Below are 12241 nucleotides of genomic sequence, written 5' to 3'. Positions count from 1 at the left end.
CGTGTTTACTTGATATCTTTCCAGTAAGCGGCGTTCAGCCGCCATGCGAGGAAAGTCAGGAAGCCGAGAAACACCAGCACCCAGACGCCGACGCGCTTGCGCGTCTGCTGGGCGGGCTCGGACATCCAGGTCATGTAAGCGACCAGATCGGCTACCGCAGCATCATAATCCACCGGTGACAGCGTCCCCGGCGTGAGCTGCTTGAAGCCGACGAGCTGGTGCGTCTTCTCGCCCGTCTCCTCGTTCACCGCATCCTCGTATACGGGCGCGCGCTGCCCCTGCAGTTGCCACAGCACGTGCGGCATGCCGACGTTCGCGAATACCGCGTTGTTCCAGCCGGTCGGCCGCGTATCGTCGCGGTAGAAGCTTCGCAGATACGTATACAGCCAGTCGCGGCCGCGCGCGCGCTCCTCGACGGACAGATCGGGCGGTGCCGCGCCAAGCCAGCTCTTCGCGTCGTCGGGCCGCATCGCGATCGTCATCGTGCTGCCGACCTTGTCGGTCGTGAACAGGAGATTCTGCTCGATCTCCTTCTGGGAAATGCCCAGATCCGTCAGACGGTTGTAGCGCATCAGGCTCGCGCTATGGCAGTTCAGGCAATAGTTTACAAACAATTGCGCGCCGTGCTGAAGCGAAACGAGATTTTCCGTGTTATCGGGCGCGCGGTCGAGCGGAAATTCGCCCTCCGCGGCCTGTGCCGGCGCAACCAGCAGCGCGCAGGCGGTCGCACCGATCAGCGCGAGCGTCGAAAGCAATTTCTTCATGTCGTTCTCTCCTCGCTCACGTTAATGGGGCTTGAAGCGCACGCGCTCCGGCGGCTGCTTGAACGTGCCAAGCGGTGTCCAGACCGGCATGCCGAGGAAGAAAGCGAAATAGATCAGCGCGCACACCTGCGCGATCAAGGTCCTCCCCGGCGAAGGCGACTGCGTGCCGAGGAATCCGAGGGTCAGGAACGTGACGACGAAGATCCCGTAGAACACCTTGTGGAACAGCGGCCGGTAGCGGATCGACTTCACCGGGCTGCGGTCGAGCCACGGCAGGAAGAACAGCGAGACGACCGCCGAGCCCATCACGACCACGCCCCAGAACTTCGATTCCGTCAGGTACATGAACACGACCATCGCGACCGACAGCACCGGCAGCCCGAGCTTCCACTTGCCGCGCGCGCGCACGAGCGCGAGCAGGCCGAGCAGCAGGATCACGACCATCAGCACGATCTTGAACGGGTCGGTCGTCGCGCGCAGCATCGCGTAGAACGCGGTGAAGTACCAGACCGGCGCGATCTCGGGCGGCGTCTGCAGCGGGTTCGCCGGCACGAAGTTGTTCGCCTCGAGGAAGTAGCCGCCCATCTCCGGCGCGAAAAACACGATCGCCGCGAAAATCATCAGGAACACGCAGACGCCGAGGAAATCGTGCACCGAGTAGTACGGATGGAACGGGATGCCGTCGAGCGGAATGCCGTTCTCGTCCTTCTTCGCCTTGATCTCGATGCCGTCCGGGTTGTTCGAGCCCACTTCGTGCAGCGCGACCAGGTGCGCGACGACGAGCCCGACCAGCACGAGCGGAATCGCGATCACGTGGAACGCGAAGAAGCGGTTCAGCGTGACGTCGGACACCACGTAATCGCCGCGAATCCACAGCGACAGGTCCGGACCGACGAACGGGATCGCCGAGAACAGGTTCACGATCACCTGCGCGCCCCAGAACGACATCTGGCCCCACGGCAGCAGATAGCCCATGAACGCCTCGGCCATCAGGCACAGGAAGATCGCGCAGCCGAAGATCCACACGAGCTCGCGCGGCTTGCGGTACGAGCCGTACATGAGCCCGCGGAACATGTGCAGGTAGACGACGACGAAGAACATCGACGCGCCCGTCGAATGCAGGTAGCGGATCAGCCAACCCCACGGCACGTCGCGCATGATGTACTCGACCGACGAGAACGCGAGCGTCGCGTCGGGCTTGTAGTTCATCGTCAGGAAGATGCCGGTGACGATCTGGTTCACGAGCACGAGCAGCGCGAGCGAACCGAAGAAATACCAGAAGTTGAAGTTCTTCGGCGCGTAGTACTCGGTGACGTGCTTCTTCATCGTCACGGTCCACGGGAACCGTGCGTCGATCCAGCCGGTGAGGCCGGTCGTCGTGACTTCGTTATGGTCCGTCGCCATTTACGCTTCTCCTTTCTCGTCCTTGCCGATCACGATCGTCGTCGCCGACGTGAACATGTATGGCGGAACATCGAGGTTCTGCGGAGCGGGCTTGTTCTTGAAGACCCGGCCGGACAGATCGTAGGTCGAGCCGTGGCATGGACACAGAAAGCCGCCGGGCCAGTCGTCCGGCAGGTTCGGCTGAGGACCCGGCGTGAAGCGCTGCGACGGCGTGCACCCGAGGTGCGTGCAGACGGCCATCACGACGAGGATGTGCTTGTGCTCGGCGCGCGAGCGGTACTCGTTCGCGCAGTAGGCCGGCACCGGCATCGAATACGGATGCTCGGAAGTCGGATCGGCGACCTCCTGGTCGGCCTTGACGACGTCGGCGAGCATGTCGTCCGTGCGGTTCAGGATCCACACGGGCTTGCCGCGCCACGCGACGGTCATCATTTCGCCGGACTTCAGGCCGCCGATGTCGACCTCGATCGGCGCGCCAGCCGCCTTCGCCCTCGCAGACGGCGCGAGCGACGCCGCGAAGGGTATGACAGTGGCGACACCTCCGACGCCACTTGCTACGGATGTCGCAATCAGCCAGGTACGGCGGCCGCTGTCGACGCGTTTCTCTTCCTTGTCTCGCATCACACGCCCCACTTCCAAGTTGAATATTCCGTCACGACTTTCAAGTCCGCCGCTAGTTTGCGCGAATGGAGTCGCTATTTACAAGGCCCGGATACGAAAATCCCTTCGAAGTGGTTGATAGTCAAGGGTTTCCCCGCACCGCCCGAATCACGCGCCAAAACGGTTTGTAAGCGTTCGCTGCATTGATCGATTTCGATGCGGTGCCGCAAATCCCGCGCTCAGACCGGATTGTGAATATCGATAAACAGGTGTTCGATACCGAATTGTTCGGATAAATGGGTGCCGAGCGCCTGGATACCGTAGCGCTCGGTCGCATGGTGCCCCGCCGCAACGAACGCGACGCCGCTCTCCGCGGCCGCGTGCGTGACCGGCTCGGACACCTCGCCGGTCAGGAACACGTCGGCGCCGGCGTCGATCGCCGCGTCGAAGTAGCTCTGCGCGGCGCCGGTGCACCACGCGATGCGCCGCACCTGCTGCTCCGGATCGCCGAGCACCAGCGGCGCGCGGCTGAGCGTGTGCTCGACCTTCGCGACGAAGTGCTCGAGCGTGACCGGCATCTGCAGCGTCGCCATCCAGCCGAGGTCGAGCTCGCCGAAGTGCGCTTCGCCGATCAGCCCGAGCCGGTCGCCGAGCTGCGCGTTGTTGCCGAGTTCCGGATGCGCGTCGAGCGGCAGATGGAACGCGAACAGGTTCAGGTCGTTCGCGAGCAGCAGCTTCAGCCGCCGGTGCTTGCGGCCGGTGATCTGCGGCGCCTCGTTGCGCCAGAAGTAGCCGTGATGGACGAGCACCGCGTCCGCGCCCCAGTCGAGCGCCGCCTCGAGCAGCGCGACGGAAGCCGTGACGCCGGTCGCGATCTTCTCGATCTTCCGCCGCCCCTCGACCTGCAGACCATTCGGGCAGTAGTCCTTGAAGCGGGCAGTGTCGAGGGTATTGTTCAAGTACAATTCAAGTTCGATCCGATCCATATAAACCTCTCGTCGATTCAGATGCTTAGACGCTTCTGGCTGTTCTTCGCACAGGCGGTCACGGTGCTGCTGGCGCTGATGTTCATCGTCGTGACGCTGAAGCCGCAATGGCTGCAACGCCAGGGGCAACTCGGCAAGCAGCTGTCGGCGCCGATCGTCGCGCTGCGCGAGGTTGCGCCCGGAATCGGCGGCGCGCCGGCGCAGACGTCGTACGCGGACGCCGCGCAGAAAGCGATGCCGGCCGTCGTGAACGTGTTCTCGAGCAAGGACGGCTCGCTGCCGCCCGATCCGCGCGCGAAGGATCCGCTGTTCCGCTACTTCTTCGGCGATCACGCGCACAAGCAGCAGGAAGAGCCCGCCGCGAACCTCGGCTCGGGCGTCATCGTGAGCCCGGAAGGTTACATTCTAACGAACCAGCACGTCGTCGACGGCGCGGACCAGATCGAGGTCGCGCTCGCCGACGGCCGCACCGCGACCGCGAAAGTGATCGGCAGCGATCCGGAGACGGACCTCGCGGTGCTGAAGATCAACCTCGACAACCTGCCGACGATCACGCTCGGCCGCTCGGACCAGGCGCGCATCGGCGACGTCGTGCTCGCGATCGGCAACCCGTTCGGCGTCGGCCAGACGGTGACGATGGGGATCATCAGCGCGCTCGGCCGCAATCACCTCGGCATCAACACGTTCGAGAACTTCATCCAGACCGATGCGCCGATCAACCCGGGCAACTCGGGCGGCGCCCTCGTCGACGTGAACGGCAACCTGCTCGGGATCAACACCGCGATCTACTCGCGCTCGGGCGGCTCGCTCGGCATCGGCTTCGCGATTCCGGTGTCGACCGCGCGCAATGTGCTCGAAAGCATCATCACGACCGGCTCGGTCACGCGCGGCTGGATCGGCGTCGAGCCGCAGGACGTCACGCCGGAGATCGCGGAATCGTTCGGGCTGCAGCAGAAGTCGGGCGCGATCGTCGCCGGCGTGCTGCAGGGCGGCCCGGCCGACAAGGCGGGGATCAGGCCGGGCGACATCCTCGTGTCGGTCAACGGCGAGGAGATCACCGACACGACGAAGCTCTTGAACGTCGTCGCGCAGATCAAGCCGGGCACGCCGACGAAGGTGCACGTCGTGCGCAAGGGCAAGGAGTTCGACGTGAACGTCGTGATCGGCAAGCGCCCGCCGCCGCCGAAGCAGGCGGCGACCGATCAGCAGGACAACGAGGAAGAGTGACGCGGCGGATCAGCCCGCCGTCTCACTCTTCTCACCCTTCTCACCCTTCTCACCGTTCTCGCTCTCGTCGGCCGCCGGCTTCGGCACGAACAGCCGCGCGGCGATCACCCCGGCCTCGTAGAGCACGATCAGCGGCAGTGCGAGCATCAGTTGCGAGAACACGTCCGGCGGCGTGACCACCGCCGACACGACGAACGCGCCGACGATCACGTACGGCCGGATCTCCTTCAGCTTCTGGATCGTCAGCACCCCCATCCGCACCAGCAGCACCACCACGATCGGCACCTCGAACGTCACCCCGAACGCGATGAACATCCCCAGCACGAAACTCAGGTAATTGTCGATATCGGTCGACATCTCCGCGCCCAGCGGCGCGTTGTAGTGCGCCATCACCCGGAAGATCGTCGGGAACACGAGGAAGTACGCGAACGCCATCCCGCACATGAACAGCACGTAGCTGCTGCCGACCAGCGGCGCGATCAGCTTCTTCTCGTGCTGATACAGCCCTGGCGCGACGAACGCCCAGATCTGGTACAGCACGATCGGCAGCGCGATCACGAGCGCGACGAGCATCGTCACCTTCATCGGCACGAAGAACGATCCCGTGACGTCGGTGACGATCATCTTCCCGCCCTTCGGCAGGTTCTGCATCAGCGGCCGCGCGAGCAGTCGGAAGATGTCGGGCGCCCAGTACACGAGCCCGAGGAACACGACGATCACCGACAGCCCCGCGCGGATGATCCGGTCGCGCAGCTCGACGAGATGGGAGATGAAGGTTTCTTCCGGGCCTTCGTCCGGTTTGTGCTGGGGGTCGCTCACGCCGGCCCTCGGTTGATCAGAAGAAGCGCACGGGACGGCGCAGGCTCGCGGGCTGATGGCGCGCGACGCGCGCGGCGCCCGATTGCACGTGTGTGCGGTGCGTGGTTGCTCGCTTGTACCAGGCCGGCATCGCCGCCTGTTTCACGCGCCAGTTGCGCCGCTTCGGCGCCGGCGCGCGGCTGACGTGCCACAGCGACCCGCCGGACGCCGCACCACCCGCGCCCGCCGCGCCCGCCAGTTCAGCGGCGGCCGCGTCGGTCGCGCCGACGGCCGAGCCGAATGCCGAGTTCAGCTCGCTTTCGTGCTGACGCAGATTCTCGTGAATCGTGCTCTCGACGTTGCGCGCGGCCGCCTCGAAGTCGCTTTTCATCGTGCGCAGCGCGTCGAGCTCGATCTCGCGCGAGACCTCGGCCTTCACGTCGTTGATGTAGCGCTGCGCGCGGCCGAACAGCGCGCCCGCCGTGCGTGCGACGCGCGGCAGGCGCTCGGGGCCGAGCACGACCAGCGCGACCACGCTGATCAGCGCCATCTTCGAAAGACCGAGATCGAGCATCGGAAGCGTCCGTCAGCGTGCGGTCGTTACGACTTCTGCGAGTCGGAGCGCGTCGTCTCCTTCGCGTCGACGTCGACCGTGCCCGAGCGCGGGAGCTGCTGCGGATCGGACGGCGCGTCGCCGTCGCGCATCCCTTCCTTGAAGCCCTTCACCGCGCTGCCCAGATCGCTGCCGATATTGCGCAGCTTCTTCGTGCCGAACACCAGCGCGACGATCAGCAGCACGATCAGCCAGTGCCAAATACTCAGTCCACCCATGATCCACCTCTCCTCAACCTCGCCGCTCGCGGCGCAAACCGCCGGCGCCACGCCGGCATTCGAATGAAAGCGAAAACCCGGGTCAGCCCATCCGCTGCCACGGACGCGGGCCGGCCAGAATGTGCGCGTGCAGGTGATAGACCTCCTGCCCACCGCCCGGCCCCGTGTTGATCACGGTCCTGAAGCCGGTATCGCCGCCCCGGTAAGCGACGCCGAGCTGCTCGGCGAGCCGCGCGACGAGGACGAGCATTCTACCAAGCAGCGGCGCGTCGTCCGCGCTCGCCGCCGACAGCGTCGGCAGGTGCTTGCGCGGAATCACGAGCACGTGCGTCTCGGCCGCCGGGCGGATGTCGCGGAACGCGACGAACTCGTCGTCCTCGTGCACCTTCGTGCTCGGAATCTCGCCCGCCGCGATCTTGCAGAACAGGCAATTCGGATCGTGACTCATGATGCTCCTGAAACGCCCGCGCCGCCGGTCAGAACCACGCTTGCGGATCGAGCGTCTTGTTGTCGTTCAAAAACAGCCATCCCTTGATGATACGGTACAGCGCCCACACGCAGGTCGCCCCCAACAGCGGAAAGCCGACGCCGGCGAACACGATCGGGTACCCGATCGAAAGCGCGGGTGCGAACGTGAACGTCAAGCCGGCCGCGTACATGAGCGCGATACCCACCACGTACCCGATCAGCGTCCGCCAGAACGTGCGGATCTGCCACTCGACATGGTCCGCATACGGCGTGCCGGCCACGTCGTCGCGCTTCACGTAGTCGATGATGAGCGCAACGAGGCTGGTGATGCCGCCCGTCAGCCAATGCACCGCGTACAGCGCATAGAGGATGTGGGTCAGCGTGCGCAGTCCGTTCAGACGCTCGTCATCGGACGGGTTCCGGTAGGCGGGCGGCGGGAGCTGACTTGGCGTTTCAGTCATGATGCTACCTCCGTTCGATGACAATTTTCACCGAGCTGGTGCGCTACCGCCGCTATGGCGCGTCAGCCGCCGTTTTCCTCGCGCTCGCGGCGCTTGCGCATCGCCTTCTCCTCGATCCCCGACAACCCCTCGCGGCGCTCGAGTTCGGCGATTACGTCGGACGGGCTCAGATCGAAATGGGACAGCATCACGAGGCAGTGGAACCACAGGTCCGCGACCTCGCCGACGAGCGAGCTCGGCGCGCCGCCCTGGCGCACGTCCTTCGCGGCGAGCACGACTTCCGTCGCTTCCTCGCCGATCTTCTTCAGCACCGCGTCGTCGCCCTTGTGAAACAGGCGCGACACGTACGAGGTTTCGGGGTCGCCGCCCTTGCGGCCGTCGATCACGGCCGACAGGCGCAGCAGCGTATCTTCGATCGATTGCGTCATTTGTAGATGTGTTCGGGATCTTTCAGCACCGGCTCGACCGCGACCCATTCGCCGTCGCCGACGGTGCCCTCGAATTTCTGGAAGAAGCACGAATGCCGGCCGGTGTGGCACGCGATGCCCGACACCTGCTCGACCTTCAGCAGCACGACGTCCTCGTCGCAGTCGAGCCGCACCTCGTGCACGTGCTGCACGTGGCCCGACTCCTCGCCCTTGAACCACAGGCGCTGGCGCGAGCGCGAGAAATACACCGCACGCTTCAGCTCGATCGTCTTCACCAGTGCGTCGCGGTTCATCCACGCGAACATCAGCACGTCGTTCGTCGACGCCTCCTGCGCGATCACCGGCACGAGGCCGTTGTCGTCCCAGCGAACCTTGTCGAGCCACGCGGGCATCGACGTTGTCGTTTCCATGGTCATCTCAGCCTCCGCCGGGCCGCCCCAAGGAGGCTGAGCGCCCCCTCGGGGGGCAGCGAGCAACGCGAGCGTGGGGGTCGTTTCATCTCACAGCCTCACCGGAATGCCCTGGTCGGCCATGAAGCGCTTCGCCTCGCCGACCGTGTGCTCGCCGTAGTGGAAGATGCTCGCGGCCAGCACTGCATCGGCGCGGCCGTCCTTGATGCCGTCCGCAAGATGCTGCAGCGAGCCGACGCCGCCCGACGCGATCACCGGCACCGGCACCGCGTCGGACACGCCGCGCGTCAACGCGAGATCGAAGCCGGACTTCGTGCCGTCGCGGTCCATGCTCGTCAGCAGGATCTCGCCCGCGCCGAGCTCGGCCACCTTCCGCGCCCACTCGATCGCGTCGAGCCCGGTGCCCTTGCGGCCGCCGTGCGTGAACACTTCCCAGCGCGGCGGCTCGCCGTCCGCGGACACGCGCTTCGCATCGATCGCGACGACGATGCATTGCGAGCCGTATTTGTCCGCCGCGTCGCGCACGAGCTGCGGGTTCGCGACCGCGGACGAATTCATGCCGACCTTGTCCGCGCCGGCATTCAACAGGCGCCGGACGTCCTCGACCGCGCGCACACCGCCGCCGACCGTCAGCGGAATGAACACCTGCGACGCGACCGACTCGATGATCGGCAGAATCAGGTCGCGCTGGTCGGACGTCGCGGTGATGTCGAGGAACGTGAGTTCGTCGGCGCCCTGCTCGTCGTAGCGGCGGGCGATCTCGACCGGATCGCCGGCATCGCGCAGCTCGACGAAATTGACGCCCTTGACGACGCGCCCGGCGGTCACGTCGAGGCAGGGGATGATGCGTTTAGCTAGTGCCATGATGTTGGGCCAAATGCCCCGGTTGGAGCCGCCCGCGCGGGCGGCCTGGGCGAACGCACGCGAGCGGTTTCAGGCGTCGTCGAGTTCGCCGTTCAGTTCATCCGCGCGTTTCTGCGCGGCCGCGAAGTCGAGATCGCCCGAGTAGATCGCCCGGCCGCAGATCACGCCTTCGACGCCGTCCCCTTCCACCTCGCAGAGCTTCTCGATGTCGACGAGGTTCGACAGCCCGCCGCTCGCGATCACCGGAATGCCGACCGCCTGCGCCAGCTTCACGGTGGCTTCGATGTTGATGCCCTGCAGCATCCCGTCGCGACCGATGTCCGTGTAGACGATCGACTCGACGCCGTAGTCCTCGAACTTCCGCGCGAGATCGATCACTTCGTGGCCGGTCAGCTTGCTCCAGCCGTCGGTCGCGACCTTGCCGTCCTTCGCGTCGAGGCCGACGATGATGCTGCCCGCGAACGCGGTGCACGCATCCTGCAGGAAGCCCGGATCCTTCACCGCGGCGGTGCCGATGATCACGTACGACAGGCCCGCATCCAGATACTTCTCGATCGTCTCGAGGCTGCGGATGCCGCCGCCGAGCTGCACCGGAATCTCGTTGCCGACCTCGCCGAGAATCGCCTCGATCGCCTCGAGATTCTTCGGCTTGCCGGCGAACGCGCCGTTCAGATCGACGAGGTGGAGTCGTCGTGCACCGAGATCGACCCATTTGCGGGCCATCGCCGCGGGATCCTCGGAGAAAATCGTCGCCTGGTCCATATCGCCCTGTTTGAGGCGCACGCATTGACCGTCTTTAAGATCGATGGCCGGAATCAGCAGCATAGCAATCGGGTTCGTCAGGGAAAAAGAATGGAGGGAGACGCGCGCCGGCCAATCCGGCACCGCGCCGTCCCGCTAGTTTAGTACATCTCGTTCGGCGCAGATCGGCGCAAACCGGCGCGCCAGGCCCGTGCGGCGGGGCCCGCGCATCGCGTTCATGGTTTCCAGTGTACGAAGTTGCGGTACAGACGCAAACCAACCTCCGCGCTTTTCTCCGGGTGAAATTGGGTCGCGAAGAGATTGTCGCGCGCGACCGCCGACGTAAACGGCGCGCCGTACAGCGTCTCGCCGACCGTGTGCGCCGGATCGTCCGGCTGCACGTAGTAGCTGTGGACGAAGTAGAAGTATGCGTCGTCGGGCACGCCGTCCCACAGCGGGTGCGCCCGCGTGTGGCGCACGCGGTTCCAGCCCATCTGCGGCACCTTGAAGCGCGAGCCGTCGTCCTGCAGCTGGCCGTCGAGCGCGAAGCGCACGACCTTGCCCGGCAGCAGCCCGAGGCCCTTCGTGTCGCCCTCGGCGCTCCAGTCGAACAGCATCTGCTCGCCGACGCATACGCCGAGCAGCGGCTTCGTGCGCGACGCTTCGATCACCGCCTCCTGCAGCCCCGATTCGCCGAGGCAGCGCATGCAGTCCGGCATCGCGCCCTGGCCGGGCAGCACGACGCGGTCGGCCGCGCGGATCGCCGCCGGCGTATCGACGATCGCCACGTCGGCGGCCGGCTCGGCCTTCCTGAGCGCCTGCGCGACCGAGCGCAGGTTGCCCATCCCATAGTCAACAATCGCAATTTTCATTTCAGCCTCCGCCGGGCCGCCCCAAGGAGGCTGAACGCCCCCTCGGGGGGCAGCGAACAACGTGAGCGTGGGGGTAGTTTCATTTGAGTGCAGGCAGTAACGCCCTCAGTCCATTGACGATGAATTCCACCGCCAGCGCCGACAGCATCAGACCCATCAGCCGCGTGGCGATGTTGATGCCGGTGCGGCCGATCCATTTCGCGATCGGCTCCGCGAGCCGCATCGCGACGAAGCACAGCACGGCCAGAATCGCGCCGATCGCGACGAGGCCGGCCCGCTCGTACCAGTGCCGCGCGTTCGCCGCATAGACGATCGCGGTGCTGATCGAGCCGGGGCCCGTCAGCAGCGGAATCGCGAGCGGCACGACCGCGATGTTGCTCTTCATCTCCGCCTCGTCGCGCTCCTCCGGCGTCGAGCGCGTGTTGCCGGCCTGCGCGTTCAGCATGTTGATCGCCATCAGCAGCATGATGATCCCGCCGCCGACCTCGAGCGAGCCGACCGAAATCCCGAAGAAATCGATGATCTGCTGGCCGAGCAACGTCGTGATCGTCATCACGCAGAACACCGACACCGACGCGATCCGGATCGTGCGATGCCGCTCGGCCTCCGTCTGGTTCGCGGTAAGGCTGAGAAAAAACGGCACCGCGCCGACCGGGTTGATCAGCGCGAGCAGTGAAATGAACGATTTGAGCAGATCCATCGCAAGCCGGCGCGACGCGCCGAAGCGGTGAGCTTGGCGTTCGCGTCCTTTCCGTTCGTCAAAGGCTGCCCTTCGTCGACGGGATCTGCCCCGCCGCGCGTTCGTCGAGCTCCACCGCCATCCGCAGCGCGCGCCCGAACGCCTTGAACACCGTCTCGAGCTGATGGTGCGCGTTGATCCCGCGCAGGTTGTCGATGTGCAGCGTGACGCCCGCGTGATTCACGAAGCCGCGGAAGAATTCGATCGACAGGTCGACGTCGAACGTGCCGATCCGCGCGCGCGTGAACGGCACGTGGAATTCGAGGCCCGGCCGGCCGGAGAAATCGATCACGACGCGCGACAGCGCCTCGTCGAGCGGCACGTACGAGTGACCGTAGCGGCGGATGCCCTTCTTGTCGCCGACCGCCTTCGCGACCGCCTGACCGAGCGTGATGCCGACGTCCTCGACCGTATGGTGATCGTCGATGTGGGTATCGCCATGCGCTTCGACATCCAGATCGATCAGGCCGTGCCGTGCGATCTGGTCGAGCATGTGGTCCAGGAACGGCACGCCGGTCGCGAGCTTCTGCTGGCCGGTGCCGTCGAGGTCGAGCTTCACACGGATCTGCGTTTCGCTGGTATTGCGAACGACTTCCGCCACACGCATGGTGATTCCTTGAATGAGTCTGAAAAATGGGGGTTGATCTT

Annotated in this window: 16 protein-coding genes and 2 pseudogenes; 1 reads left to right on the top strand and 17 read right to left on the bottom strand. The window is 65.4% G+C overall.

Going from position 1 to position 12241, the window contains the following annotated elements; all coding sequences use genetic code 11:
• Positions 1-5: 5 nt before the first annotated feature.
• From HZI36_RS13240 to HZI36_RS13225, 4 genes are all read right to left on the bottom strand, one after another.
• Positions 6-764 carry a cytochrome c1 gene (locus HZI36_RS13240; protein ID WP_179403097.1) on the bottom strand — a complete coding sequence of 253 codons (759 nt, stop codon included), beginning with the start codon at positions 762-764 and terminating at the stop codon, positions 6-8.
• 21 nt (positions 765-785) lie between these two features.
• Positions 786-2168, bottom strand: a complete 1383-nt coding sequence (locus HZI36_RS13235) for a cytochrome b (protein WP_179403096.1) — start codon at positions 2166-2168, stop codon at positions 786-788.
• Positions 2169-2789 (bottom strand): ubiquinol-cytochrome c reductase iron-sulfur subunit, encoded by a 621-nt coding sequence (gene petA / locus HZI36_RS13230; protein WP_179403095.1) that lies wholly within the window; start codon positions 2787-2789, stop codon positions 2169-2171. It abuts the gene before it with no gap.
• A 218-nt stretch (positions 2790-3007) separates the two neighbouring features.
• Positions 3008-3754, bottom strand: a complete 747-nt coding sequence (locus HZI36_RS13225; protein ID WP_179403094.1) for a Nif3-like dinuclear metal center hexameric protein — start codon at positions 3752-3754, stop codon at positions 3008-3010.
• A gap of 21 nt (positions 3755-3775) precedes the next feature.
• Between HZI36_RS13225 and HZI36_RS13220 the strand changes: the two genes are divergently transcribed.
• Positions 3776-4981, top strand: coding sequence for a S1C family serine protease (locus tag HZI36_RS13220; protein ID WP_179403093.1), 1206 nt, complete (start codon positions 3776-3778; stop codon positions 4979-4981).
• Between the two features lie 9 nt (positions 4982-4990).
• On the opposite strand, the gene tatC is transcribed toward HZI36_RS13220, so the two are convergent.
• The 13 genes and pseudogenes from tatC to hisB all read right to left on the bottom strand — a co-directional run bounded on the left by tatC (position 4991) and on the right by hisB (position 12200).
• Positions 4991-5800, bottom strand: a complete 810-nt coding sequence (gene tatC, locus HZI36_RS13215; protein ID WP_179403092.1) for a twin-arginine translocase subunit TatC — start codon at positions 5798-5800, stop codon at positions 4991-4993.
• A gap of 16 nt (positions 5801-5816) precedes the next feature.
• Positions 5817-5975 (bottom strand): annotated as a pseudogene (gene tatB / locus HZI36_RS27520) (Sec-independent protein translocase protein TatB); the annotation flags it as partial.
• Positions 5976-6043: 68 nt separating this feature from the next.
• Positions 6044-6353 (bottom strand): annotated as a pseudogene (gene tatB, locus HZI36_RS27515) (Sec-independent protein translocase protein TatB); the annotation flags it as partial.
• Positions 6354-6379: 26 nt separating this feature from the next.
• Positions 6380-6610 carry a Sec-independent protein translocase subunit TatA gene (gene tatA / locus HZI36_RS13205; protein ID WP_179403090.1) on the bottom strand — a complete coding sequence of 77 codons (231 nt, stop codon included), beginning with the start codon at positions 6608-6610 and terminating at the stop codon, positions 6380-6382.
• Positions 6611-6692: 82 nt separating this feature from the next.
• A complete protein-coding gene (locus tag HZI36_RS13200; protein WP_179403089.1) occupies positions 6693-7058 on the bottom strand; it encodes a histidine triad nucleotide-binding protein in 366 nt (121 codons plus the stop codon).
• A 28-nt stretch (positions 7059-7086) separates the two neighbouring features.
• Positions 7087-7539, bottom strand: coding sequence for a DUF4870 family protein (locus tag HZI36_RS13195; RefSeq protein ID WP_179403088.1), 453 nt, complete (start codon positions 7537-7539; stop codon positions 7087-7089).
• A 62-nt stretch (positions 7540-7601) separates the two neighbouring features.
• Positions 7602-7967: a phosphoribosyl-ATP diphosphatase gene (locus tag HZI36_RS13190; protein ID WP_179403087.1), complete on the bottom strand. Its 366-nt coding sequence runs from the start codon at positions 7965-7967 to the stop codon at positions 7602-7604.
• Positions 7964-8377 (bottom strand): phosphoribosyl-AMP cyclohydrolase, encoded by a 414-nt coding sequence (gene hisI, locus HZI36_RS13185; RefSeq protein WP_179403086.1) that lies wholly within the window; start codon positions 8375-8377, stop codon positions 7964-7966. Before hisI ends, HZI36_RS13190 begins: the two co-directional genes overlap by 4 nt.
• A 90-nt stretch (positions 8378-8467) precedes the next feature.
• Positions 8468-9241: an imidazole glycerol phosphate synthase subunit HisF gene (gene hisF / locus HZI36_RS13180; protein ID WP_179403085.1), complete on the bottom strand. Its 774-nt coding sequence runs from the start codon at positions 9239-9241 to the stop codon at positions 8468-8470.
• Between the two features lie 69 nt (positions 9242-9310).
• Positions 9311-10066, bottom strand: coding sequence for a 1-(5-phosphoribosyl)-5-[(5-phosphoribosylamino)methylideneamino]imidazole-4-carboxamide isomerase (gene hisA / locus HZI36_RS13175; protein WP_179403084.1), 756 nt, complete (start codon positions 10064-10066; stop codon positions 9311-9313).
• 152 nt (positions 10067-10218) lie between these two features.
• The gene (gene hisH, locus HZI36_RS13170; protein WP_246327073.1) at positions 10219-10827 is read right to left on the bottom strand and encodes an imidazole glycerol phosphate synthase subunit HisH; all 609 of its coding nucleotides are present in this window, start codon (positions 10825-10827) and stop codon (positions 10219-10221) included.
• Positions 10828-10933: 106 nt separating this feature from the next.
• Positions 10934-11554 (bottom strand): MarC family protein, encoded by a 621-nt coding sequence (locus tag HZI36_RS13165; RefSeq protein ID WP_179403082.1) that lies wholly within the window; start codon positions 11552-11554, stop codon positions 10934-10936.
• Between the two features lie 58 nt (positions 11555-11612).
• Positions 11613-12200 (bottom strand): imidazoleglycerol-phosphate dehydratase HisB, encoded by a 588-nt coding sequence (gene hisB / locus HZI36_RS13160; RefSeq protein WP_179403081.1) that lies wholly within the window; start codon positions 12198-12200, stop codon positions 11613-11615.
• Between the last annotated feature and the right edge of the window lie 41 nt (positions 12201-12241).

It is taken from the genome of Burkholderia guangdongensis, from assembly GCF_013403875.1.
In the GTDB taxonomy this organism is placed as follows: domain Bacteria; phylum Pseudomonadota; class Gammaproteobacteria; order Burkholderiales; family Burkholderiaceae; genus Burkholderia; species Burkholderia guangdongensis.
The sequence above is the reverse complement of the archived record's forward strand: the minus strand, read 5'-3'. Positions and strand labels throughout refer to the sequence as shown.